The 24515-nt window shown below is 55.5% G+C and carries 18 protein-coding genes; 9 read left to right on the top strand and 9 right to left on the bottom strand.

Annotated features, from left to right (window positions below):
* The 8 genes from pseH (at position 1) to pfkA (ending at position 8832) form a co-directional block, all read left to right on the top strand.
* Entirely contained in the window at positions 1 to 540 is a 540-nt protein-coding gene (gene pseH / locus RUDLU_RS0113760; protein ID WP_019988968.1) for a UDP-4-amino-4,6-dideoxy-N-acetyl-beta-L-altrosamine N-acetyltransferase, read from the top strand.
* 292 nt (positions 541 to 832) lie between these two features.
* A complete protein-coding gene (locus RUDLU_RS0113755; protein WP_245581670.1) occupies positions 833 to 1729 on the top strand; it encodes a tail fiber domain-containing protein in 897 nt (298 codons plus the stop codon).
* Between the two features lie 14 nt (positions 1730 to 1743).
* Complete coding sequence (pseI, locus tag RUDLU_RS0113750; RefSeq protein WP_019988966.1) at positions 1744 to 2817, top strand: pseudaminic acid synthase; 1074 nt, start codon at positions 1744 to 1746, stop codon at positions 2815 to 2817.
* Positions 2818 to 2876: 59 nt separating this feature from the next.
* Positions 2877 to 4364 (top strand): oligosaccharide flippase family protein, encoded by a 1488-nt coding sequence (locus tag RUDLU_RS0113745; RefSeq protein WP_019988965.1) that lies wholly within the window; start codon positions 2877 to 2879, stop codon positions 4362 to 4364.
* A gap of 31 nt (positions 4365 to 4395) precedes the next feature.
* A complete protein-coding gene (locus RUDLU_RS0113740; protein ID WP_027303043.1) occupies positions 4396 to 5202 on the top strand; it encodes an FkbM family methyltransferase in 807 nt (268 codons plus the stop codon).
* 73 nt (positions 5203 to 5275) lie between these two features.
* On the top strand, positions 5276 to 6541 hold the full coding sequence (locus RUDLU_RS0113735) for a glycosyltransferase family 4 protein (protein ID WP_019988963.1): 1266 nt from the start codon (positions 5276 to 5278) through the stop codon (positions 6539 to 6541).
* Positions 6542 to 6574: 33 nt separating this feature from the next.
* Positions 6575 to 7708 carry a glycosyltransferase gene (locus tag RUDLU_RS0113730; protein ID WP_019988962.1) on the top strand — a complete coding sequence of 378 codons (1134 nt, stop codon included), beginning with the start codon at positions 6575 to 6577 and terminating at the stop codon, positions 7706 to 7708.
* Between the two features lie 149 nt (positions 7709 to 7857).
* Positions 7858 to 8832 (top strand): 6-phosphofructokinase, encoded by a 975-nt coding sequence (gene pfkA, locus RUDLU_RS0113725; protein ID WP_019988961.1) that lies wholly within the window; start codon positions 7858 to 7860, stop codon positions 8830 to 8832.
* An 81-nt stretch (positions 8833 to 8913) separates the two neighbouring features.
* Here pfkA and RUDLU_RS0113720 read toward each other — a convergent pair whose 3' ends face one another.
* Positions 8914 to 9702 carry a YdcF family protein gene (locus RUDLU_RS0113720; protein ID WP_019988960.1) on the bottom strand — a complete coding sequence of 263 codons (789 nt, stop codon included), beginning with the start codon at positions 9700 to 9702 and terminating at the stop codon, positions 8914 to 8916.
* Between the two features lie 110 nt (positions 9703 to 9812).
* Between RUDLU_RS0113720 and RUDLU_RS0113715 the strand changes: the two genes are divergently transcribed.
* Positions 9813 to 11288, top strand: a complete 1476-nt coding sequence (locus RUDLU_RS0113715; RefSeq protein ID WP_019988959.1) for a DUF4369 domain-containing protein — start codon at positions 9813 to 9815, stop codon at positions 11286 to 11288.
* A gap of 89 nt (positions 11289 to 11377) precedes the next feature.
* Here the strand turns inward: RUDLU_RS0113715 and RUDLU_RS0113710 are convergent, their stop codons facing one another.
* From RUDLU_RS0113710 to RUDLU_RS0113675, 8 genes are all read right to left on the bottom strand, one after another.
* Positions 11378 to 12289 carry a DUF58 domain-containing protein gene (locus RUDLU_RS0113710; RefSeq protein ID WP_027303042.1) on the bottom strand — a complete coding sequence of 304 codons (912 nt, stop codon included), beginning with the start codon at positions 12287 to 12289 and terminating at the stop codon, positions 11378 to 11380.
* Positions 12290 to 12479: 190 nt separating this feature from the next.
* Complete coding sequence (locus RUDLU_RS0113705) at positions 12480 to 12920, bottom strand: septal ring lytic transglycosylase RlpA family protein (protein ID WP_027303041.1); 441 nt, start codon at positions 12918 to 12920, stop codon at positions 12480 to 12482.
* Positions 12921 to 13105: 185 nt separating this feature from the next.
* Positions 13106 to 15295 (bottom strand): c-type cytochrome domain-containing protein, encoded by a 2190-nt coding sequence (locus tag RUDLU_RS0113700; protein WP_019988956.1) that lies wholly within the window; start codon positions 15293 to 15295, stop codon positions 13106 to 13108.
* A 24-nt stretch (positions 15296 to 15319) separates the two neighbouring features.
* Positions 15320 to 16774, bottom strand: a complete 1455-nt coding sequence (locus tag RUDLU_RS0113695) for a DUF1501 domain-containing protein (protein ID WP_019988955.1) — start codon at positions 16772 to 16774, stop codon at positions 15320 to 15322.
* A 5-nt stretch (positions 16775 to 16779) separates the two neighbouring features.
* Positions 16780 to 19104, bottom strand: coding sequence for a PSD1 and planctomycete cytochrome C domain-containing protein (locus RUDLU_RS0113690; RefSeq protein WP_019988954.1), 2325 nt, complete (start codon positions 19102 to 19104; stop codon positions 16780 to 16782).
* Positions 19105 to 19114: 10 nt separating this feature from the next.
* Positions 19115 to 20551 carry a DUF1501 domain-containing protein gene (locus RUDLU_RS0113685; protein WP_027303040.1) on the bottom strand — a complete coding sequence of 479 codons (1437 nt, stop codon included), beginning with the start codon at positions 20549 to 20551 and terminating at the stop codon, positions 19115 to 19117.
* Positions 20552 to 20601: 50 nt separating this feature from the next.
* On the bottom strand, positions 20602 to 22962 hold the full coding sequence (locus tag RUDLU_RS0113680; RefSeq protein WP_019988952.1) for a DUF1549 domain-containing protein: 2361 nt from the start codon (positions 22960 to 22962) through the stop codon (positions 20602 to 20604).
* A gap of 47 nt (positions 22963 to 23009) precedes the next feature.
* Positions 23010 to 24506, bottom strand: a complete 1497-nt coding sequence (locus RUDLU_RS0113675) for a RagB/SusD family nutrient uptake outer membrane protein (protein ID WP_019988951.1) — start codon at positions 24504 to 24506, stop codon at positions 23010 to 23012.
* Positions 24507 to 24515: the final 9 nt, after the last annotated feature.

Below are 24515 nucleotides of genomic sequence, written 5' to 3'. Positions count from 1 at the left end.
ATGGACATCCAATTGACCCCTCTTCAGCACGAGGATATCGAATTGGTTCGAACCTGGCGCAATTCAGAAGAAGTTGCGCAGTACATGTATACCGATGATTTGATTACAGCTGAACAACAGGAAGCATGGTTCGCAAAAATCAGCAAAGATCCTTCGAGCCAGTATTGGATAATCCAGTATAACGGGCAAAAAATCGGACTTGCTTCACTTACTGGTATTAGTCAGACCCTCAGCAGTTGCTACTGGGCCTTTTATTTGGGGGATACGTCAATTCGAGGGGCAGGCATTGGTTCTAAGGTGGAATTCAATGTACTGAGTTACGTTTTTGAGCACCTCAAATTAAATAAGCTCCGTTGCGAGGTATTTACCTTTAATGATAAGGTGATCTCGATGCATGAAAAATTTGGATTCAGAAGAGAGGCTTACTATCGTCAACATGCTCGAAAAAATGGCAAGTGGCAAGACGTAGTTGGTTTGGCTATGCTACGGGAAGAGTGGGAAACCTATCGCGAAATTATGAGGGCTAAAATTTACAGATAGTAACTCATCGTACAAATTTTTATCAAAAAAAGGTATTATTGGGCAATCATCATTTACACCACCAATTTCATAAAACATGAAATACGTACTACTATTATGCTTTGCCCTTACCCTCGAAAATGCTTTAGCCCAGGACCCTTCTACCGACCGTTGGTTCGATTCAGGAGAGACAACGGTCATAGAGCCCCCCGCAACGATTTCGGGCTCAGTAGTCATTAAAAAAGGTAATATTTTTTCAAGTACTTTTAACGAGCTCCTTCGTATCCAGACTACCGATAGCCCAAATGATTTCATGAGCTTCCGGAACGCAACTACCCGCTACGGAAGTATGGTACCAGCTATTTTCTCGTACAATGAGACGGGTAGTGGCTCATCACTGATGCTCATAGGCGTTACTAACTACAGCAACGATTATGGCGAATCCGCCATCATGCGTTTTGATGCACGGAAGTATTTCAACAACTCCTTATCGGGTGGTGATGGGGCGATAACCGGAAGGCCTTTATTCTCGTGGGCAAATTTCACCACCATACACATGCAAATGCTGGCCAACGGCAACCTTGGTCTTGGAACCATATCGCCACAAGCCCAGCTTCATACCACCGGCACCGTTCGTTTAAGCGGCTTACCATCTGGGGCAAGCTCATTCGCGGTCATGTCTGACAATAACGGGAACCTCACTCGCTATCTGCTACCCACCAACACCAGCCTGGCAACCTTCAGTGGGTCGTCTGTAGGAGCAAACACGATTCCGAAATTCAACGCAGCCGGAACCCTGCTGAACAGTCAGCTTACCGATGACGGCACCGGGTTGGGCATTGGCGGATCTCCGGTAAGTGGGGCCAAACTGGCTCTGTACGGAACTCTTCGGATGATGTCGGATGAACGCACCAAGACGAATATTGTACGGATGACCAATGCGCTTCAGAAAGTAGAAGTTCTCAACGGGTACTATTACGACTGGAAAACAGGCGGGGCAGCCCGAGAAACAGGCTTTTTGGCGCAGGAGGTCGAAAGCGTGTTGCCCGAAGCCGTATCACAAAATGCCGAGGGCACTAAATTCCTGAATTACAACGGAGTTATCCCACTCCTTACCGAAGCAATCAAAGAGCAACAGCAACTTATTTTGGAGCAAAGCGCGTTAATTAAGCAACTTCGCAGAGAAGTTGACGCGTTGAAAGCCAAATAACGAGATTGCCTATTATGTTTCAACCCATTCAGGTTGCCCAATATACCATTAGCCCGGACCACCGACCGTTTGTGATTGCCGAGATGTCGGGAAATCACAATCAGTCGCTGGAGCGGGCCCTCGAAATTGTCGATGCCGTGGCCGATACGGGTGCGCAGGCTCTTAAATTACAGACCTACACGCCCGATACGATTACCTTCAACGGGTCGTCGGAGGAGTTTTATATCCGCGATAACAACTCGCTCTGGGCCGATAAAAACCTGTACAAGCTCTACAAAGAGGCTTACACGCCCTGGGAATGGCATAAACCCATTTTCGAGCACGCCCGTAAGCGAGGTATGATTGCGTTCAGCTCGCCGTTTGATACCACCGCTGTCGATTTTCTGGAGTCGCTGGATGTACCCTTGTACAAAATTGCATCGTTCGAAAACACCGACCATATCCTCCTCAAAAAGGTCGCCCAAACCGGCAAACCCGTGATTATGAGTACGGGCGTAGCCTCCGTGGCCGACCTGGAAGAATCCGTGCGGGTGCTGCGCCAAAACGGGTGCCGCGATCTGGTATTGCTTAAGTGTACGAGTACGTATCCGGCCTCGCCCGAAAGCACCAATCTGCTCACGATCCCGCACCTGCGCGACTTGTTCGATGTACCCGTGGGCCTTTCCGACCATACTATGGGCATCGGGGCAGCTATTGCCGCCGTAGCGTTGGGGGCGGTTGTTCTCGAAAAGCACGTAACCCTGCGCCGGGCCGACGGCGGTGTTGATTCAGCGTTTTCGCTCGAACCCGACGAACTGAAGAGCCTGGTTGTTGAAACCGAGCGGGCGTTTCTGGCCATGGGGCGGGTCAATTATACCCTCAGCCCGAAAGAGCAAAACAGCCTTCAGTTCAAACGTTCGCTGTACGTCGTGCAGGATATGAAAGCTGGTGAGCCATTTACGCCCGCCAATGTGCGGAGCATTCGGCCCGCCAACGGCCTGCACACCCGCTACTACGAGCAAGTGCTGGGGCAAACCGCCAGTAGGGATATTCAGGCCGGCACGGCGCTGAGCTGGGAGCTTTTGAAAAGCGACAGAGTGAATGAGTGAATGAGTGGTCACCGATCAACTCCCTTTTCACTCATTCACTCGTTCGCTCTTTCACTAAGATGGGCATCATCAAACGCCAGACCATTGCCAGTTCGGTGTTTTCGTACGCTGGAATTGGCGTTGGTTTTATTACACAGGGGCTACTGTTTCCCAAGCTGCTGAGTACCGATCAGGTAGGCCTGATTGGGCTGTTGCTATCCTATTCGGTTGTGCTGGCGCAGTTTGCCAATCTTGGTCTCAACGGGGCCGGTGGCCGGTATTTCCCGTACTTCCGTGACCCGGAGCGGCACCACAACGGCTACCTCTTGCTAAGCGTGCTAACTACGTTTGTGGGCGTACTGCTCTGCTCGGCCCTGCTCACGGCCCTGCGCCCGTGGGTGGTTGAACGAAACATCGAAAAATCAGCCCTGTTTGTCGACTATTATTACTGGCTCATCCCGCTCACCCTGTTTACGGTCGCCTTCAATGTATTCGACAACTACGCCAAGCTGCTGTACGACACCGTTCCGGGCACGCTGTACCAGCACTTCATCAGCCGGTTGCTGGTGCTGGCTTCGATTGTAGCTTATGGTTTGGATTGGCTCACCTTCGGGCAATTTATGGTGTGCTGGATGGGGGCTTTTCTGGCACCAGCGGTGCTTATGGGCATCCGGGTGGCCCGAAAACACGGCCTCTATCTCCGGTTCAATTCGCTCACGGTACGTCCCGACCTACGCCGGTCTATTATGCGGTACGCAGGGCTATCGTTGCTGACCGCTTTGTCGTCCAACATTATTCTGACCATCGACAAGGTCATGATCAACGATGCCTCCGGGCTCGACGATACGGGTATCTACACCATTGCGTCGTACTTCGGTACCGTGATTGGCCTGCCTGCACTGGCTCTTTACAAAGTGGCGGGCACCATCATTGCCGATGCCTGGAAACGCAACGACCCTGCCCATATTGCCGACGTGTATGAGCGCAGTTGCCTTAACCAGCTCATTGCGGGATGTCTGGTGTTTGTCGGGATCGCGGCCAACCTGCCCAACGTGTTTCAGTGGCTCCCGGCAGGCTATGAAGCTGGCTATTACGTAGTGCTCTGGATCGGTCTGGGCAAACTCATTGATATGGCTACGGGCCTCAACGGCACCATTCTGGCCACCTCCCGCTATTATGCCTACGACTCGGCCTTTTTCATCGGGCTTATTTTTATCACCATTGGGGTCAATGCGTGGCTTATTCCGAAGTACGGTATCAACGGAGCCGCCATGGGTGCCGCTTTTGTAACAGCCTTGTTTAATTTTGTACGAACGGTGTTCGTCTGGGTGAAATTTGGTATGCAGCCATTCAGCTGGCGCAACGGGGCCGTTTTAGGGGTGGGCGCGCTGGTCTGGTGGCTGGCGGTACAGTACCCTTACGGCACAGGTACCGTCCGGGTACTGACCGACGTAGCACTGCGGTCGGCCCTGATTACGCTTGTGTTTGGTGGCCTGATACTCGTTCTGAAACTCTCACCCGACCTCAATCAGACCGTTGCCGGGCTGCGAAAACGAATGAACCGGTAACTCCACTAAGCGGGCACCCTAATCTTGCATCATGCGACTGCTTCGATTTTTATTTAAAGACCTTTTCCGGTCACTACAAACAGCCAGCGGGCGGCAATTTCTGTGGCTTATGCTCCGCTACGCCGACCGGCCACGTAATAAGCCGTTTCGGGCGCAGGTGGGGCCGTTTCGGTTTCGGGTGATCGACGGGCTGTCGTTTGCCTGGCAGTACAAGGAGATTTTCACCGACGAATTTTATCGGTTCAGCACCACAGAGTCTACCCCAGTGATTTACGACTGCGGAGCCAACATTGGTATGAGTCTGGCTTATTTTCGGCAGCACTACCCGGCCGCCCGCATGGTTGCGTTTGAGGCCGACCCTACTATCGGGCAGGTATTGGCCGACAATCTGACCGTCAACGGAATTCAGAATGTCGAACTTATCAACAAAGCCGTGTGGATAAACGATGCTGGTGTGGATTTCAGCTCGGCCGAAGCCGATGCCGGGTCTATTTACAGTACTGGTCAACGCCAACGGGTGCCCTCGGTGCGACTTCGGGAGTATTTACTCCGCGAACCCCGGATCGATATGCTCAAAATGGACATTGAAGGAGCCGAAGCCGATGTGCTGGCCGACTGCCGCGATGTGCTCAACAACGTTCGGAATATGTTTATCGAGTACCACTCGTACGTGGGCCACCCGCAGGCACTCGGCGGCATTTTACAGATGCTCGAAACGGCTGGCTTCCGGTACTACGTCGACACCAATCAGCACCGGGTTCGGCCATTTCTGAACCGGCGTTACAACGGCAACGACGTCATGGATTTGCAACTCAACGTATTTGCCTACCGTGAATAGCGCCCAGAAACAATCCTGGCCTCAGGTCCGACTGACTGCCGAATTAATCATAAATACATAACCGTTTGCTTTTTTGAAGGTCACTCTCCTCAGTACGTATCACCTCAATGGCGGGGCTGGCGTGGCCGCTACCCGCCTTCACCGGGCTTTACGAAAAGCGGGGGGCCAAAGCACCTTGCTCGTCGAGCGGGAGAGTACGCCCGAGCCCGGCGTGGTTGGTCTGGCCGAGAGTGCCCTGCAAAAGCAATGGGCCACCGCCCGGTTTGCCCTCGACCGGCTGTCGTTTGTGCCGTACGAGAAAAACAAGTCGGTACGGTTTCACTTTTCGCCCGCTACCATTGGGGCCAACCTGAGTGGGCACCCAGCAGTGAAGGAGGCCGATGTACTGCATCTGCACTGGACTAACTTTGGCTTTTTGTCGCTGACGGGCCTGCGGAAACTGGTTCGATCCGGCAAACCGGTTGTCTGGACCCTGCACGACATGTGGGCGTTTACGGGCGGGTGTCATTATGCGCGTGGCTGCACCCACTTCCGCCATGCGTGCGGGCAGTGCCCCTACCTGCGCCAACCCATCCCCCACGACCTCTCGAACCGCGTATTTGAGCAGAAATTGGACATTCTACGCGAGGCAAACCGGCTGCATATTGTTACGCCGAGCCGGTGGCTGGCGCAGGAAGCCCTCAGCAGCAAGCTTTTGGGCCGTTTTCCAATCACCACCATTCCGAACACCCTCGATCAGGGCGTCTTTCGGCCAATCGAAAAAGCGGAAGCTGGCCGCCAATTGGGCCTGCCCGACACCGGGCGGCCCCGATTGCTGTTTGGCAGTTTCAACACGACCGACCCACGCAAAGGCTTTCGGTATTTTGCCGATGCCCTGCACCGGCTGCATACCCATTGGCCGACGCTACAGCCCGAAATTCTGGTCTTTGGCAAAGGGGCCACCCATGATGCCAACGCCCTGCCCTACCCGATCCGGCAGTTGGGTGTCCTAACCAATGAGGCCGACATTGTAGCCGCTTACAACGCGGCCGACGCTCTGGTGGTACCCTCACTCGAAGACAACCTGCCCAATACCGTTGTGGAGTCGATGGCCTGCGGTACCCCGGTGGTGGGTTTCCGAACGGGAGGTATCCCCGAACTGATTGAGCACACCCAAACCGGCTACCTGAGCACCGTGGGTTCAGCCGCCGAACTGGCCGACGGGCTGGCTTTTGTCCTGAACCACCCGAACCCAACCACAATGCGGCAACAGGCCCGGCAGTTTGCCCAGCGCCAGTTAGCCGAGGACGTGGTGGCTCAGGCGCACCTTCGCTTGTACCAAACACTGCTTCACTCCTGAATCAGACTCCCTTCCAACAGCATTTGTTTTCGTATGCCGCTTACCATTATCAACCGCCATTACCCGCCCAACCCCGGCATTACCGGCGAATCGGCCTGGGACCTAGCCCGTTACCTGATCGACCAACACGGCATTGAGGTAGTGGTGGTGCATATCGACCGGACGTACGATGGCGGGGGAGCCATTCGGCAACCGGTGGGCGAAACCCATGCCGTACAAACCATCTATCAGGGTAAAAATGGGCTTCTCCGGTTGCTGGCGGGTTTTCTCGACGGTTTCTCTCTAATCCGCAAAGCCCTCCGGGTAGGCCGTGGACCACTCCTCGTAATGACCAGCCCGCCCATGTTACCTTTCTGGGCGTCGCTGCTGTTGCGCAAAACACCCTACTGGCTCTGGTCAATGGATTTGTTTCCGGAGGGTTTCGCGGCAGAGGGCAAAGTGAGCCCCACCAATGCCTTGTACCGCTGGGTGATCCGCCAAACTTACCGGCGCGCCCCACAACGGCTTATCGCATTGGGACCACGGCAGGCAGCTCATGTATTAGCTAAGTATGGTCAGACAATTCCAACCATTCAGCTGCCCTGCGGAGTTCTCATGCATCAGGAGCGCGACCCCGCGCCCCCGGCCTGGCGCACGCCCAACGACGGGCTTATTTACCTCGGCTACGCGGGCAACGTGGGACAGGCTCACTCGGCCGCTTTTTTGCAGAGTGTAATCCGGCACCTCGACCCTACCCGCTTCAGGCTGGTACTGGCTTTATACGGTACTAAAGCCGAGCAGGTTTGGGCCGTGGCCGACGGGCGCGAGGGCGTCATCCGGGTGCCCAACATTCCCCGGAGTCAGCTTCATTTTCTGGATGTGCAGTTGGTGAGTCTACTACCCGAGTGGACGCATATTGCCGTACCCTCCAAAGCCGTCAGTGCCATTGGATCGGGCTCCCCCATTTTGTTCTATGGCGACCCAGATAGCGATAGTTATGTACTTTTGCAGGAGGCCACGTTTCTGATTGATGCCCGGCAGGACATCGACCAGGGCGTAAAAGCCTTTCTGTCAGAAGTTACCGCAGATCAGCTCAGCGAGCGAAAACAGGCCGCCCAACAGGTAGCCCTTCGTTTACAGCAAATGGTGCGCGATGCATACGCTGCTATAGCCTCGCTGGCTGGCTGAAATGTGAAGAAGCAGTTATTTTTTGTCTCAAAACGGGGTGATATGTCTGCTTTTCGTGCTTTTTACAGAAGAATGCCCATAAATTTGGCGTTGAATCCGTAATGTTGTTGGCTGAATATTCCTTTTCTGTTAAAAAATTAGCTTGACCTATGAAACGAATCGCTGTATTTACCTCGGGTGGTGACGCTCCGGGTATGAACGCCTGTATCCGAGCGGTAGTTCGGGGGGCGGTGTACCACGGAGTCGAGGTGTTTGGTGTCCGCCGGGGGTACAACGGCATGATAAATGGCGATATATTTCAGATGACCTCCCACTCGGTAAGCAATATTGTGCAACGCGGGGGAACCATTCTGAAGTCGGCCCGGAGTAAGGAGTTTATGACGCCCGAAGGCCGCAAAAAAGCGTACGATCAGCTCCAGAAGTTTGGTATCGAAGGTCTGGTGGCCATTGGCGGAAACGGTACGTTTACCGGAGCCACTATCTTTTACGATGAATACGGAATCCCGACGGTAGGGGCTCCCGGAACCATCGACAACGACCTGTACGGTACCGATCATACCATCGGTTTCGATACGGCGGTTAATACGGCTCTCGAAGCCATCGACAAAATCCGCGACACGGCCGACTCGCACGACCGAATCTTTTTCATCGAGGTGATGGGGCGCGACTCGGGCTACATCGCTATTCAGTCGGGGATTGCGGGCGGGGCCGAAATGGTCATGGTACCCGAGGTATTGACCCCGATCCCGGAGGTTGTAGAGGTGCTCAAGCAGGGTTGGAGCCGGCAAAAATCGTCGTCGATTATTGTGGTTGCCGAAGGCGAAGAAGAAGGTAATGCCGTGGAGGTAGCCGAAAAAATCCGGAAGCAGGTCGAAACGGATATTGATATGCGTGTGACTACGCTCGGGCACATTCAACGGGGCGGAATCCCGACGGCTTACGACCGTATTCTGGCCAGCCGCCTGGGCCTTGGTGCGCTGGAAGGCCTCATGAACGGCCAGAAAAACGTAATGGCCGGGATTATCAACAACGAGCTGGTGTACACACCATTCCGTGATACCATCCGGCTACCGAAGCCCATCAGCGAAGACCTTCTCCGGATGGTTAAGATCCTGTCGGTATAAGAAGAGAACGTTCCGCAGAAAGAGGAATACAGACGAGCCGGTACATCCGCGCTCGCCCCTCTTTGCTGCGCGTACCGGTTTTTACAGGTACCCCGCAATCCGGTACATGACATAGCCAACCAGCTCACGGGAGAGCAATTGCATTTCGTAAAACGCTTTTTCGGCCGGGAGCAGGTACGCACCCCATGCACGCGACGGGCGTTCGGTCAGCTGCCCCGCCGACCAGGGCGTGACCCGCAAGCCCTGCTTCTGAAAACAACCCACCGCCCGGCGCATGTGCCAGGCCGAGGTAACCACCACACAGTCGGTTATGCGAAACTGCCCCCGTAGCAGCCGCGCCGAGTAGAAAGCATTTTCATACGTATTTCTCGATTGGTTCTCCAGCAGGATGTCGGCCTGAGGTACGCCCGCCCGTTGCAGAAACTGACTCACCATTTGGCCTTCGTCAACGGCCCCCGGCGTTGTAAACGGCAGCGTACCAATCCCCCCGCTGATAATGATTTTCTGTACCCGGCCGGTCTGATATAACCAGAGAACCTGCTGGGCGCGATCGGCCTCGTGCGAGAACACCGGCCGGAGTGGCTGGGGCTCGTACAGGGTATTAATCATGCCACCCGTGAGCAAAACCGCCACCCGCGGGGCCGAATCGGCGGGATTTGGCATTAATTTGGCTGGGGGAATCTCCCAGATACGGAGGCCTTCGTTGACCAGCTGACTATTGCCAAACAGCCAGAACAAAACGAGGGCCGCCAGGGCAAATTGGCGTTTCAGGCGCGGCTGGCGTATAAATACTGTGCCCAGCAGGGCCAGAAACACCCAGCCCGCTGGGGTAAGCAAATAGAACAGGGTTTTCGACAAAAAATAGAACATGAGTACCAGTTCCCGGGCCCTGAACGTTAACCCAGTAGTAAAATTTATCCGCTAAATTTGTAGTTAACCGACCCCGTCAGCGGGCCGACAAAATCGTAAGCGTTTTCTGTATGAAAAAACTGTTCTGCATGGCCTTGCTCGCCGTTCTGTCGGCAACCGCCCTGCTGGCTCAAACCACCAACAAACCGTACCGGATCAGCGGGCAGATCAAAGGTCTGCGCGACACTTCGGTTGTACTGGCCCATTGGTACCGTTCGGGCACACAATATATCCCGAAAGATACCGCCAAAATAAACGCTCAGGGGCAATTCGTTTTCGAAGGCGATAAGGCGCTGCCGCAGGGCTTATATCTGGTCTTGACGCCCAAACAGCGATACATGGAGTTTATCCTCGACGATCAGCAGACGTTCTCATTCGCGACCGATACCACCAATTTCATCCGGTCGATGAAGGTGACGGGCTCCCGCGAAAATGAGAAGTTTTACGAGTACCAACAGGCGTTGGCCACCTTGTACGAGGAAGTACAGGCCATTGAGGTGCAGAAAAAACTACGGAACGATGCCGTGTCGGCCGCTCTGTTTCAGAAGCAACAGAACGAGCTGGCCCAAAAAGCGAATCAGATTCGGCTCGATTTTGTGCAGAACAACAAAGGCCTGTTTGCCACCAAGCTGCTCGAAGCCTCGGCCGAACCGAATGTACCCGCGCCCCCTAAAGCCGCCAACGGCCGCCCCGACTCGCTCTGGACATTCAATTATTACAAAGCCCACTACTGGGACGGGTTCGACCTCGCTGACGACCGGTTTTTGCTCACCCCTGTTTACCAGCGTAAGCTCGAACGGTACATGAAAGAGCTGACGGTGCAGCAAACCGACTCGATCACGAAAGAGGCCGATTTCCTGATTCGGAAAACCAAGCCCGGCAGTGATATGCACCTGTACACCATTTACTGGATCACGAGCCAGTATGAGCGGCCCACCGTGCTGGGTACTGATGGGGTGTTTATTCACATGGCCGAGAAATACTACCTCTCGGGTGTGATGCCGATGTCAGACTCGACTGCCCTGGCCAACGTACGCGAAAAAGTAAACACGCTGAAGCCGCTGCTGATTGGCAAACCGTTTCCGACCCTGTCGGTGAGCGACACCCTCCGGCGCCCCATCAACTTTGCGTCCCTAAAGAGCGATTACCTGATTGTGTTTTTCTACGATCCCGAGTGCGGTCATTGTCGCACAGCGGCTCCTCTACTGAAAAAATACACCGACGCCAACAAAGGCAAAGGCATTGATGTACTGGCGGTACCCGTAAGCAACAGCCCCGAAAGCTGGAAAAAGTTTATCAACGAGTTTAAGCTCCAAAACTGGATTCACGGCTACGACTTCACGTTCCGCACCGACTTCCGGCACCGGTACGATGTGTTCACCACGCCACAGGTCTACGTGCTCGACAAAAGCCGCACGATTATCGGGCGGGGCATACCCGCTGAGCAGGCGGGCGACTTCCTTGATTTTTACAAGCGTCAGCTGGCCACCAAAGCCGCACCGGCTACTGTGAACAAACAAGCGAAGCCAGCCGCGAAAGGGAAATAGGTAATAGAGGAGAAAAGGAGAAGGGAGGAAAGGAGAAAGGGAACTATGCAACAGCCCCTTCTCCCTTTCCTCCCTTCTCCTTTTTCCCTTTATTTCATCTTCGTCCGTTTCACTAAGTACGAGCTCAGAATCTGATCAAATCCCCGGGCAATATCGGCCTCGATAAAGTCAATTTTGTACTGCCCGCAACGCAGCTTCAGTTCCTGAAAATACGCCCGCACGGCCTCTTGATACGAATCCCGAATCTGACCGGGTTGCAGCTTTACCCGCTCACCCGTTTCGAGGTCAATAAACTCGTAGGGGCGCTCATCAAAGGCAAAATCCTCTTCGGTTTTCTTGTCGGTCACGTGGAAAAGCAACACCTCGTGCAGGTTATGCCGCAAATGCTGAAGGGCCGAGAACAGCGCATCGGCCTTGTCGGCATTCTCAAACATATCACTGAAAATAACCACCAGCGAACGCTTGTTGATTTTCTCGGCAATCTGATGAATCACTTCGGCGGCCGATGTTTTCCGGGTGGTTTTGGGCTGCTGCATCAGGTCGCTCAGGTGCCCAAACAGCTTGTGCACGTGTGAGGGCGTCGATTTTACGGGCGTCTGTACATCAATTGCATCGGCAAAGGTGGTCAGGCTCACGGCGTCTTTCTGGCGTTGGAGCAGGTAGGCCAAACACCCGGCGGCCATCACGCTGAAGGTGAGTTTACCGAAGTTTTTTTCGGGGTAATACATCGACGACGACGTATCGATCAGTAAGTGGCAGCGCAGGTTGGTTTCTTCCTCGTACCGTTTTACAAACAGCTTTTCGGTTTTGCCAAACACTTTCCAGTCGATATGCCGGGTGGTTTCGCCGGTATTGTAGAGCCGGTGCTCGGCAAACTCAACCGAAAAGCCGTGAAAGGGCGATTTGTGCAACCCCGTGATGAAGCCTTCGACCATCTGGCGGGCCAAAAATTCGACGTTACCGTATTCCCGGATCTGGGCTAAGTTGAGTTGCTGCTTCATGATGGTAATATAACGCAAAAAACCGTTCGGCTCACGCACCCACCGGAATTGCACAAACGGTTTTGGGATGCCACAGGAGCCGAACGGTTCAGTAAATATGTGTAGCGGGAAGCTGATTCCCTTCCGGATCGCGCATCGAAAAAGCGAGCCACCGGAATACTACACGGCGGGCTTCCACCCACCTGACTGATTAGAAGCGGTTAACGGGTTCTGTAGTCGACAGAAGTTGCGCCGTTGGTTCCGCTGAAACCGGGCCGAGAGCAACCACACCATTGGTGCCTACAACCCGAAGCTTGACATTGGTTACCCCTCTTTGGATAAAACCAAGTGCTTTGGCGGCCGCGTGGGTCATATCCACGATGCGACCTTTCGAAAATGGACCCCGGTCATTGATCCGAACAATTACCGACCGGTTGTTAGCGAGATTGGTAATCTCGACCATGGTGTTGAATGGTAGCGTCCGGTGGGCGGCTGCGTAGACTTTCGAGTCTACCCGTTCTCCGCTTGACGTCTTACGTCCATTGAATTTTGAAGCGTAAAAAGAAGCCTTACCCTTCTGTATGAAGCCCGAATGGGCCTCTGTCGGTTTGATAGTGCTGAACAGCATCATCAGGGACATTATCACACTCATACAGCGTACGGTTTGGTGAACAAATAAGAGCGTGCTTTGTAGAACGTACTCTACACGTCTCTTCCCCAAAATGTGCAATTCCGACCTCACAAAGATACGCACAAACCGTATGCCAGCCAAGTTTTGGGCTCATTCAGAACCAATTGACCCCGTTTCGTGAGCCTGTGGCCCCGGATTCGTTTGGATTAATTGAGGAATACTTCGTCGACCAAAAGCAGGGCCTGATTGCCTTTATTGGGGTGCCAGGCCGGTATTTGTTTAAGCGGGCGGGCCACAATTTTCAGCCATGAGACCGACTGCGGGCCAAACGAGCACGTGACTGTTTGCAGGGTATGCGGCTCCTTGCCTCCCGGTTGCCGGGGCTTTACTGTGACAAGCCGCTTCAGTTCGTTCGGGCCCGCCCCACCCCATATTTCAACCTCTCCGGGCGGGAAAATACTCGTCTCCTCCTCAACCATAATCCGCAGGGCTACCGAGCTGATGGTGACCGGTTTGGCAAATCGCGATAGCAGGGCCATTTCGTTTTTGCGAAAGCCCATCCAGTTGTTAGCCCAGGCGGGGCTGTTGGCATTGAACGTACCCAGAATTCCGTCAAAAAAGCTTTGGGGGCCGTTGGCCTGATGCACCGGGTTGAACGGCAGCAACAGCCGCACGCTGTCGGGTTTGTACGTGCTGCGGTAATAGTCGAACGTAGCCGTGCTACTGCCGTACCAACCCGCCTTAAAGGCCCGCGCCTTGATCTGAGTTGGCTGCGAGATGGTGGTTTGAGCAGTCAGGACAGGCGAGCGTAGGCTGTCGGGCTCCGAGCCGTCGGTGGTGTACCGGATCTGTACCCCCCGAACCGGGTGCCGAATATCGACCCGCGTCGAGCCGGAGAAAATAGGCGACGCGTTTTTGAGCTGGGGCGGATTGAGCCGGATCGGCTCGGCAGCCGCGCCGTTGAAACCCGCCACAAACCGCACTTTTCCGTACGCTTTTTGCAACTGCGCGATCTGCTCCGGGGTTAGGCGGGTGTTCCAGAGGGCTACAGTCTGCAAATTTTTAAAGGCTTTGAGCGGACCAACGAGGTCTTCGTAGCGCACAGACGTACCTGCCAACGCCAGCGTTTTGAGCTGCTTTAGCGGGGTGAGCAACTCCAGCGTTTGGCCCGTAATGTCGGTAAAGTTCAGGTCGAGTTTTTGCAGGTTCTCAAACTGACTCACCTGTTTCAGATCGGCATCTTTGACAGGCAGTTTATTCAGGCTCAGCGAGACCACCTGCTCCCGGATCGGGCTCAGGTCGGCCAGTTGGTCGGGGGAGTAATTGGCTTTGTTGTAGAGGTTGACCGCCAGAGCCGGTGAGCCATAGGCTAATCGGGCCACGGTGCGGTAATCGGTGTTAAGCTGCCGGACTACGTCCTCGTCGGGCTCGTCGAAGTCAAACGATTCCACCGGGGCCGACGGTGCCAGAAAACCAGCCGCTATGATCCGCAACGAATCGGTAGCGGGTAAGTCGGCCACACGCCCATTGGCCTGAGCGCGCCCTTTAATCCACAACGCCAGCAGTTTGGCCTCCTGCGGAGTTAGCTGACTTTTGCCAATGGGCGGCATGTGTTTTTTCTCCTCAAGCGGCAAATGAATTCGTTGAAGCAGCAGGCTGATGTCGGGCCGCCCAGATACGTACAGCTTTCCCGACTTACCGCCCTTTTGCACCCCCGCCAGCTCGGTCAGATTTAGCCCCCCTTTGAGCTTACCGGGATTATGACAACTCACGCATTTCTGCTCAAAAATGGGTTGCACCAGATGGTCGTACACCAGGGCCTGCTCCAGCGGTACGCGCTCAGGTTCTTCGGGCCGGCTAAGGGGTTCAAACAGAAAATTGTCGCCGTGGGTCAGGGTAGCGCCGTAATGCCCGGCCCCCACCAGACACACCACGCCCGCCAGCCCACCCACGCGCGCCAGGGGGGCGTTGTACCAGCGTTTCTGGCGAGCCCAGTAAATAAAAGCCGCCACCAAAAACACCCCAACGCCCGACCATTTGTGCCATTGCAGGGTGGTGCCGCTGTAGTCGTCTTCGGTAGCGAGAAAAAGGCCCATCACCACCGTCAGACCCGCCGATAGGGTGCCCACCAGAAGCAGGGTATCCAGAAACTGCCGGTACGCACTGACGGTCTCGACGGTTTGGCCCGCCCGAACCGGCCGAAACCGAAACACCTCCATCACCAGCGTCAGCAGCAGAATTACGATCGGGAAGTGCAGAAAAAGCGGGTGCATCCGGCCGATTGGTTGTAACCAGACTGGCACGGTCAGGCGGTCGGCAAAGGCAAGCAGAACCAGCACAAAAATTACCGTTGCAAAGAGCGCTTGCTCGGCAATACCAAGGAGCCTTTTGTTCATAAAAGGGGGCGATACGGCTGTCGGTTAGGCAATGATGTCATGTACTACTTTTCCCGAAACATCAGTCAGCCGATACCGTCGGCCCAGATGTTTGAAGACCAGTTTTTCGTGATTGAGGCCAAGCTGATGGAGCACCGTGGCCTGAAAATCGTGGACGTGAACCGGGTTTTGAATAATATTGTAGCCCACATCGTCGGTTTCACCGTACACCATGCCGGGTTTGATGCCCCCGCCCGCCATCCAGATGGTAAAGCAGCGCGGGTGATGGTCGCGGCCGTAGTTGTCTTTGGTGAGCTTACCCTGCGTGTAGCTGGTTCGGCCAAACTCGCCCCCCCAGATCACGAGCGTTTCGTCGAGTAACCCGCGCTGTTTGAGGTCGGTGACCAGAGCCGCCGATGCCTGATCGACATCTTTGGCCTGTTTGGCAATTTCAAAGGGCAAGTTACCGTGCTGATCCCACCCCTGATGGTAAAGCTGTACAAACCGGACGCCGTTTTCCGACAGCTTGCGGGCCAGCAAACAGTTGGCCGCAAACGTACCCGGCACCAGACAGTCGGGCCCGTAGAGCTTGATAATATCGTCCGACTCCTTCGACAAGTCCATCACCTCGGGCACGGCCGTTTGCATGCGGTACGCCATCTCGTACTGCTTCACTTTGGCCATAATTTCGGGATCGCCAAACGACTGATACGACAGGTCGTTCAGCTGGGCCAGATTGTCGAGCATGGCCCGGCGTTCCTCGCGCGACATACCGTCGGGGTCGCGGAGGTACAGCACCGGGTCTTCGCCTTTGCTGAACTGTACGCCCTGATGAATAGAATCCAGAAACCCGTTGGACCAGAGTTTGGAGTAGACCCCCTGCCCGTTGCCGATGCCGCGCGAAAGCAGTACCGTAAAGTTGGGCAGGTTTTTGTTTTCGTTGCCCAGCCCGTAACTCAGCCACGAGCCCATGCTGGGGCGGTTGCCCTGCTGCGAGCCCGTCTGCAAAAACGTGAGCGCCGGGTCGTGGTTGATGGCCTCGGTGTACATCGACCTGATGATGCACAGATCGTCGACAATTTTGGCCGTATACGGAAACAGGTCGCTCACCCACGCCCGCGATTGGCCGTATTGGTTGAAATCGACAAACGAACCCACCATCGGAAACTCTTTCTGGTTGGCGGTCATACCCGTGAGCCGCTGCTTGCCCCGCACCGAGGGCGGCAACTCCTGTCCGGTCATTTCGCGGAGTTTGGGCTTGTAATCGAAAAGCTCCTGCTGCGAAGGCGCGCCGTTCTGAAACAGGTAAATCACCCGTTTGGCCTTGGGAGCAAAATGCGGCACGCCTACAGGCAGGGTTTCGTCGTCGGAGCCGGAGCCACCAAACAAATCTGGAATGAGCAATGATCCCAAAGCTGCACTCCCCAACCCCAGACTAAGCCGCGACAAAAAGCGACGCCGGTTGAAATTAAAGCCGTGTTCGAGAATTTCGTTTTCCATAGCCGTCAGGACTTGGTAATAGTTTCCTCCAGGTTGTAAATCGTAGTGACTACGCGCATCAGAGCCGCCAGTTGCGTGCGGTCGAGGCCCGCCGGAATCGGGTACTCACCCACGGCCAACGCCTTATCGACGCCCGTTTTGGTGAGTTTTTTCCGGGCATTTTCGTAGTAATCGTGCAGAATACCGAGTTCCTGCTCCGTCGGCTTCCGGCTTACAATCAGCCGAAACGCTTTACCGATTTTACCCGGCACATCGCCCCGCTCCTGCAAAAGCCGGGCCGCCAGCACCCGCGAGGCTTCGAGCACAGCCGGGTCGTTCATCATGACCAGGGCCTGCAAGGGGGTGTTGGTTTTAAGCCGTTTGGTTTCGCACAGATCCCGGTTACTGGCATCGAAAATAGCCATAGCGGGCGGAGGCACCGTGCGCTTTATGAGTGTGTACATCCCCCGACGGTACAGGCTCGGACCGTGGTCCTGCACGTACATCGACAATAGGCCTCGCCCTGAGGTTGCGCCCTCCCACAGGCCCGCAGGCTGGTAAGGCTTCACACTCGGCCCGCCAACCGTGGGGTTGAGCAAGCCGCTGCTGCTCAGCACCAGATCGCGCACAAACTCGGCATGAATCCGGTAGCGCGGCCCGCGGGCCAGCAGGATATTGTCGGGGTCGGTGGCCAGTTTTTCGGGCGTCACCACCGCCGACTGCCGGTACGTGGCCGAGGTCACCATTTGCCGCACCAGCCGCTTTATGTCCCAGCCGTGTTCCATAAAATCAACGGCCAGCCAGTCGAGCAGTTGGGGGTGCGAGGGCAGTTCGCCCTGCATGCCAAAGTCGCCGGAGGTCTTCACAATGCCTTTCCCGAAAAACTCCTGCCACAACAGGTTGACGTACACCCGCGCCGTAAGCGGATTCCGGCGGTCGAACAGCCATTTGGCCAGGCCAAGCCGATTTTTGGGGTAACTCGGATCGAACGGCAAAATGGCGGTGGGCGTACCGGGCTGTACCTCTTCGCCGGGGTCGTCGTAAGCACCACGCTTGAGTACGTAGGTCTTGCGGGTGGTGTCGAGGTCACCCATGACCGAGACAATGAGCCGGTTGGTATCGCGCTTGTTCACGAACGACAGAATTCCCTTCACATCATCGTTACTGATTTCCATCAGGGGCTTTTTGGCGTAGGTATCGGGGCCACCAATCACCGACTCGATACCTACCTCACTGACGTTGTTGAAAAACGCAAAAAGCCGGTAGTACTCTTTCTGGGAGAACGGGTCGTATTTATGGTCGTGGCAATGGGCGCATTCGAGCGTAACCCCCAGCAGGCCCTTACCAAAGAGATCGTTACGGTCGGTGACGTACATAATCCGGTACTCTTCGGGGATCACGCCCCCCTCTTCGGTGATTTTGTGGTTGCGGTTGAACCCCGTAGCCAGCAGTTGCTCTTTGTTGCTGCCGGGCAGCAAATCACCCGCCAGTTGCCAGGTCACAAAATCATTGTACCGCATATTTTTGTTGAAGGCGTGAATCACCCAATCACGCCAGGGCCACTGCGTCCGGTAGCCGTCGTCCTGGTACCCGTGCGAGTCGGCATAGCGAGCCAGGTCGAGCCAATGCAGGGCCATTTTTTCGCCGTAGGCCGGGCTTTTGAGCAATTGGTCTACCATGGTTTCGTAGGCTTTGGGCGAGGCATCGGCCAGAAACCGGTCCATTTGTTCGAGAGAGGGGGGCAGACCCGTCAGGTCGAGGCTCAGCCGGCGAAGCAGGTGCTCCTTGTCGGCTTCCTCGTTTGGCTTGAGGCCTTTTTGTTCCTGCTTTTGCAGAATAAAGTAGTCGATTTCGTTGCGGGGCCAGTTCGTTTGGCTCACCATCGGGCGGGCAGGCTTGCGCGGAGCCACAAACGACCAGTGTTTTTCGTAGGGCGCACCTTGCTTAATCCAGGCCTCAATGAGCCGAATCTCGCGCTGTGTCAGTTTCAGGTTCGACGAGGGCGGGGGCATCACCGTGGCCGTATCGTCGGATGTAATGCGCAGGTACACCTCCGACAGCTCCGGTCGGCCGGGTACGAGCGCGTGGGCCGCCGGGTTTTCTTTCAGGGCGGCATACGCATTCTCGGCAATGTCGAGCCGCAGGCCAGCCTCCCGTTTGTTGGCGTCGGGTCCGTGGCAGGCCAGGCATTTGTCCGACAGAATCGGCCGAATATCGAAGTTGTAGCTGATTCGCTCCGGAATCTGATCGGGGCTGCTACTCCCCGCCGAACTGTTTGTGCACGCCTGATTGTACCAGGCCAACCCGGCCACCAATACGACGCTCAGTACGAAAAAAAAGCCCTTTTGCATACGTCAACGGTTAAGCGAGTAAATCGAGCACGGGTTTACCCAATCCGTCGGGTGTGGTGTAAAACGGCCGTTTCTCCACGTCGTAATGCGTATCGGGGGCAATGCCGAGCGCGTGATAAATGGTCTGGTGAATGCCGTCGATCCGAACCGGGTTTTCGATCGTCTTGCAGGGGCGTTCGTCGGCGGTTTTGCCGTACACGAATCCTTTCTTGATACCTCCGCCAAACATCAGAATCGAGCAGCCGTCGGTAAAGTGGCGGTGCATCCCGTAAAACTTCAGATCCGACAGAATATCGGGCTGCGGCACCTGTTCCTGCACCTTGGCGTCGGGGCGGCCTTCGACCATCATATCGCGGCTAAACTCACTCGCCAGAATGATGAGTGTGCGGTCGAGGTGGCCGGTTTTGTCGAGGTCTTTAATCAGTTGGGCAATGGGCGCGTCGATCTGCCGCTTCATCTCCTCAAGCCGCGTGTGGCCGTTTTCGTGCGTATCCCACCCCATAAACGGCTCATACTCCGTGGTGACGCTGATAAACCGAGCCCCCTGCTCAGTCAGTCGGCGGGCGAGCAGGCAACCCAGCCCAAACTTACCCGTGTTGTAGATGTCGTAGCTGGCTTTGGGTTCCTTGCTCAGATCAAAGGCCCTGGCTTCGGGCGAGTTGAGCAGTTGGTACGCCTGTTCCATCGACCGGCGCAAGGATTCTTTCTGGTAGTCGCTACCAAACTCGCCCATCGGTCCTTTGCTGATGAGTTCGTTATAGAGCTGATTCCGGCGCTCAAATCGTTTGGCATCCATCCCAACGGGCGGCCGCACACTCTCAAGGCCCTGCGTGGGGTCAGGAATAAAAAACGGGCCGAACTCATTGCCCAGAAAACCGGCCGTATGAAACGCCTTCAGTTCTTCGGCCTCACCCACGGTAAACCGCTGTCCAATATCAATAAAAGCCGGAATCACCGGGTTTTTGGGGCCCAGCTCTTTGGCAATCCAGGAGCCGATATGCGGAGCCGCTACGGTTTGGGGAGGCTCGTAGCAGGTGTGCCAGTGGTACTGATGGCGCGAGTGCAGAATATGGCCCAAATCGGCCGCTACGTACGAACGGATGAGCGTGCCCTTGTCCATCACCTTCCCGATTTGCTGTAGCCCTTCGGAAAAATGAATGCCGTCGAGCACGGTCGGGACCGGTTTAAAGGTGCTCAAGACCCGGTTGCCTTCCATACCTTTCGAAAAAGGCGTGTACCGTTTGGGGTCGAAGGTTTCGGTATGGGCCATGCCGCCGGCCATCCAGAGCAGAATAACCGTGTCGGCGGTACCATTAGTTTCGCCGGGTTTACGGCTACGGCCACACCCCGACAGCAGACTCGAAACGGGTGCACCAGCCGCCATAGCGGCTAAGGTTGCCGCGCTTGTTTTTTGCAGAAACTCCCGTCTGTTCCAGGTATTTTTCATGGTTGTATCGAGGTAAGGCTGGCACGCAGATCGCATCCGCGTGCCAGCCATCAGTAAATCAGTTGAAATTCGGGATGCAGGCTAATCGCCCAAACCAGATCCTGAATACCATCGGTGGTGGGCGTTTTGCCCAGTATCTTTTGGGCCACGGCCAGCTCCTGCGGTTTGGGTTCGCGGCCGAGGGCCTTCCAGTACAGGTTACGCACGAGTACATCAGACGTAGGGTACAGGGCCCGCCACTGCAATGCCCCCCGCTTGAGGGCTTCGTTGAACTTTTCGCCGTTGGTCAGCTCAAGGGCCTGCAACAGGTTGGCCTGCGAAGCCCGGCTCGTACTGACAGTTTCGCGGTTGGGCCGACCCAACGCGGTTAAAAATGGGTCGTTTTTCACGAGCGACGCCCTGGGAAACGGCATTTCGGCTTTCAGCTTCTTCGGAAACTGCTCTTCCACAATCGACGTGTCGGCGTAAATCGGGCTAAACGCCAGACTGACGGCATCGGCAAACTGCTCGGCCGATAGCCGCCGACGCACCATACCCTGAAACACGAATTTCGGCGAGACAATCTGATCGGCTTCTTTCAGCCCCACCGACGGAAGCTGGTACGCCCGTGAGGTCAGAATCTGCCCCAGTAATCGTTTGAGGTCGTAACCATTGGCCGCAAAATCGGCCGCCAGCCAGTCGAGCAGGTCTTCGCTCCAGGGCACATTGTCCATCATATCGACGGGTTCGATAATGCCCCGGCCCATCACCTGTGCCCACACCCGGTTCACCACCGTGCGGTACAAGCGTCCATTTTTGGGTTGCACCATAAATTCGGCCAGTTCGCGGAGTCGCTCTTTGGTGGGTGCTTTGCCGTTGATAGAGCCCAGTTCCTCGAAAATGATTTTGGTGCCCGCCATCTGCCCGGTGGGTTTGTCGCAGCGGTGAATTTCGAGAGTGGTATCGGCAAAGATGTTGGCAAAGGCATAGGCATCGGCCAGTTTCCAGTCGCTGATAAAACTATCGTGGCACGATGCACACTTCAGGTTCAGACCCAGCAGCACCTGCGATACATTCTGAGCCGCCTGCATTTCGGTGCTTTGGCTCGAATTGATCGTGCCCCGCCATTTGATCCCCTTGATAAACCCTTCCGACTCTTTACCTGGATTGATCAGCTCGCGCACAAACTGATTGTACGGCTTATTGGTCTTCAGCGAGGTGTAGAGCCAGGTTGTAATATCAAACCGGCCTTTGGTGATGTAGCCCGTACCGGTGTAATCATTACGGAGGGCGTCGTTCCAGAAAGTAAGCCAATGCTGCGCGTAATCGACGTTTCGGGCCAGCAGTTTTTGCACCAGCACCGCCCGCTTGTTAGCTGCGGTATCGGCCACAAATGTTTTGAGCTGATCGGGCGTCGGGAGCAAGCCCACCACATCGAGGTACACCCGGCGCATGTACGTCCGGTCGTCGACTGCGGGTTTCCAGTTGAGCTTGTTCTTCGCGAAATACACGTTCACAAACCGGTCGATAGGGTTTTCGAGCCCCGGTGCGGCCGGTGGCAAAGCGGGCATCCGGGGGGCTAACTCGGCCACGCGATACAAGCTCTTTTCGGGGCCACTCGGCCAGGGCGCACCCTGTTTGATCCAGAACTCAAGCACAGCAATGTCCTGCTCGGTCAGTCGCTTGCCTTTGGTCGGCATGGCGTCGTCGTGACCGGCGGGCAGTTTCACCCGGCGGATGATGTCGCTGTCTTCAGGATGGCCCGGCACCAGAATCGGGCCACTTTCGCCCCCCTTCATGATAAACTCCTTCTTGTCAAGGCGCAGCTCACCTTTCACTTTCGAGGAGCCGTGGCAACTGTAGCAATTATGCGCCAGAATGGAGCGCACTTCGAGGTTCAGCTCACTCACCTGCTTATCGTCGAGCGGGGTGGTTGAGCTGGTGTTGAGCGCAAACCGCGACCCACCTTCGGCCACGGGGGCCATTTCGCGGGTCTCGGGCAATACGCTCGTCAGAAAATCATCGCCGTGGGTGAGCATCGCTCCGTAATGGCCAGCCACTGTAACTCCCACCACGCTTGCGGTGAGCAACCCCCGAAACAGGTCGGTACGCCGGGCGCGGAGGGCCAGCAGGGCAAGTACGGCCAATGCCATAGTGGCCAGGCCCGACCATTGGTGGACGACCACGGTGTCGCCACCGTAGTCGTCCTGATTAATGAGTACAAGCCCCAGTACGGCGGCCACCACCGAACTAATCGCCCCAATCCAGACCAGCGCTTTCACACCCGACTGCCACTCGGCCGATTTACGGTACCAGCCGACGCCTTCGAGCAGCCAGGCGATCAGCAGCAGGCTCACCGGGAAATGGACGATCAGTGGGTGCAAACGACCCAAAAACTGCCAGAGCCAAAACGATTCAGTTAATACTGTCATTACAATCCGTTGAAATAATGTGGGTAGAAGGGCAAACTACGCCCTTTCTAATAACCCGCATTTTGAGTTAATTTACTGTTAATCAGAATTTGGGGAGCCGGAATAGGCAGGAAATATTCGAAATCACTGTACACATAGTCGAGCGCGTTGAAGGCAATCCCCCCCCGCCCTACCGTGGGGTTTGCTTTTTCTTTAGCCCCGTACGCGTTCAGAAAAGCCGCCAGCTCGGCCGGGGTTTTAGTGCGCTGAAGATCGAACCAGCGGTGGTTTTCGAACGCCAGCTCGACCCGGCGCTCTTTCAGTACGGCCTCGCGGAAAGCATCTTTGCTCAGAGTACCCAACTCCTTCAGACCGGCCCGCTTCCGCACCTGATTGACAAAATCGGCGGCCTCGGCCGTCGGGCCCGACTGCTCGTTGATGGCTTCGGCCAGCATCAGCAGCACATCGGCATATCGGAGCACGGGCCAGTTGTTATCGGTTCGGCCGGTGATGGTATGCGGGTGCCGATACTTGTTGATAAACGGAATGGCTACGAACGTACCGTTGAGGGTGTAGCCGGGCTGAAACGATACATCCTTGCGGAGGTCGCCCGGCTCAAAGGCAGCCATAATGTCATTGGTCGGAATATTGCGCCCACCCGGTGGCGTATTGGCAAAGCCCGTAACGGCCCCCTGCGAAAGCCGGGGCGCAAACACATACATAAAGTTGCTTTGCTCGCCCAGGTCGTTTCCGCCCTGATACTGCACCTCAAAAATTGATTCCGGGCCGTTTTTCTTGGCCGGATCGAAAATGTCGGCGTATTTGGGCAATAGCGAGTACCCAAGCGGCACCACCTGCTTGAGCGTACTGACAGCCTCAGCGTATTGTTTCTTGGTCAGGTAAAGCTTCCCAAGCAAGGTCAACGCGGCCCCTTTGTTGGCCCAGCCCACTTTTTTGGTACGCGAAGCTGGCAACAAAGCGGCCGCTTCTTTCAGATCATTTTCGACCTGCGTGTACACCGCTGCCTGGGGCGATCGGATCAGATCAAACGCCTGATCGGGGTTCTTGAGCGTCGACGTTACGAGCACAACATCGCCAAAGTAGCGGGCCAGATTGAAGTAGTGGTACCCACGCAGAAACTTCAGTTGACCTTCTATTTCCTTTTTCGCGTTGGCATCAATCGTACTGGCCGCCAGTTTTTCGAGCGCGTAATTGATGTTGTAGAGCGTTGAATAATGCTGGTTCCAGAGGTTCGCAATCTCGCCATTACCGGGGTTTACCGTCGAAAACTCAAAAGCCTCCCAGCCAGCCGCGCCCCCGCGGTCGAGGGGGTTAAAGTCGAGCGTCGTGTTATCGGTATTAAACTCCGTAAACAGGTACGCCGTGTTGGTTATGGTTTGTAACTGCCCGTACACGCCATTTACGGCCTGCTCAAACTGCGTCTGATTTTGGTAGAACAGGTCGGCCCCGATGCGCGTCGGATCGGTTGTGACGAGGTAATCCTCTTTGCACGACACCCCGGCCAGGCAAAGAAAAAGCAAGCTGAATAAGGTTAATTTTTTCATGGCCGAGGA

It is taken from the genome of Rudanella lutea DSM 19387, from assembly GCF_000383955.1.
GTDB lineage: Bacteria > Bacteroidota > Bacteroidia > Cytophagales > Spirosomataceae > Rudanella > Rudanella lutea.
The sequence above is the reverse complement of the archived record's forward strand: the minus strand, read 5'-3'. Positions and strand labels throughout refer to the sequence as shown.

What these genes read in the sequence shown, in the direction of transcription:
- pseH (WP_019988968.1), top strand. Translation starts at nt 1, where the DNA reads ATGGACATCCAATTGACCCCTCTTCAGCACGAGGATATCGAATTGGTT.
- RUDLU_RS0113755 (WP_245581670.1), top strand. Translation starts at nt 833, where the DNA reads ATGAGCTTCCGGAACGCAACTACCCGCTACGGAAGTATGGTACCAGCT.
- pseI (WP_019988966.1), top strand. Translation starts at nt 1,744, where the DNA reads ATGTTTCAACCCATTCAGGTTGCCCAATATACCATTAGCCCGGACCAC.
- RUDLU_RS0113745 (WP_019988965.1), top strand. Translation starts at nt 2,877, where the DNA reads ATGGGCATCATCAAACGCCAGACCATTGCCAGTTCGGTGTTTTCGTAC.
- RUDLU_RS0113740 (WP_027303043.1), top strand. Translation starts at nt 4,396, where the DNA reads ATGCGACTGCTTCGATTTTTATTTAAAGACCTTTTCCGGTCACTACAA.
- RUDLU_RS0113730 (WP_019988962.1), top strand. Translation starts at nt 6,575, where the DNA reads ATGCCGCTTACCATTATCAACCGCCATTACCCGCCCAACCCCGGCATT.
- pfkA (WP_019988961.1), top strand. Translation starts at nt 7,858, where the DNA reads ATGAAACGAATCGCTGTATTTACCTCGGGTGGTGACGCTCCGGGTATG.
- RUDLU_RS0113720 (WP_019988960.1), bottom strand. Translation starts at nt 9,702, where the DNA reads ATGTTCTATTTTTTGTCGAAAACCCTGTTCTATTTGCTTACCCCAGCG.
- RUDLU_RS0113715 (WP_019988959.1), top strand. Translation starts at nt 9,813, where the DNA reads ATGAAAAAACTGTTCTGCATGGCCTTGCTCGCCGTTCTGTCGGCAACC.
- RUDLU_RS0113710 (WP_027303042.1), bottom strand. Translation starts at nt 12,289, where the DNA reads ATGAAGCAGCAACTCAACTTAGCCCAGATCCGGGAATACGGTAACGTC.
- RUDLU_RS0113705 (WP_027303041.1), bottom strand. Translation starts at nt 12,920, where the DNA reads ATGAGTGTGATAATGTCCCTGATGATGCTGTTCAGCACTATCAAACCG.
- RUDLU_RS0113700 (WP_019988956.1), bottom strand. Translation starts at nt 15,295, where the DNA reads ATGAACAAAAGGCTCCTTGGTATTGCCGAGCAAGCGCTCTTTGCAACG.
- RUDLU_RS0113695 (WP_019988955.1), bottom strand. Translation starts at nt 16,774, where the DNA reads ATGGAAAACGAAATTCTCGAACACGGCTTTAATTTCAACCGGCGTCGC.
- RUDLU_RS0113690 (WP_019988954.1), bottom strand. Translation starts at nt 19,104, where the DNA reads ATGCAAAAGGGCTTTTTTTTCGTACTGAGCGTCGTATTGGTGGCCGGG.
- RUDLU_RS0113685 (WP_027303040.1), bottom strand. Translation starts at nt 20,551, where the DNA reads ATGAAAAATACCTGGAACAGACGGGAGTTTCTGCAAAAAACAAGCGCG.
- RUDLU_RS0113680 (WP_019988952.1), bottom strand. Translation starts at nt 22,962, where the DNA reads ATGACAGTATTAACTGAATCGTTTTGGCTCTGGCAGTTTTTGGGTCGT.
- RUDLU_RS0113675 (WP_019988951.1), bottom strand. Translation starts at nt 24,506, where the DNA reads ATGAAAAAATTAACCTTATTCAGCTTGCTTTTTCTTTGCCTGGCCGGG.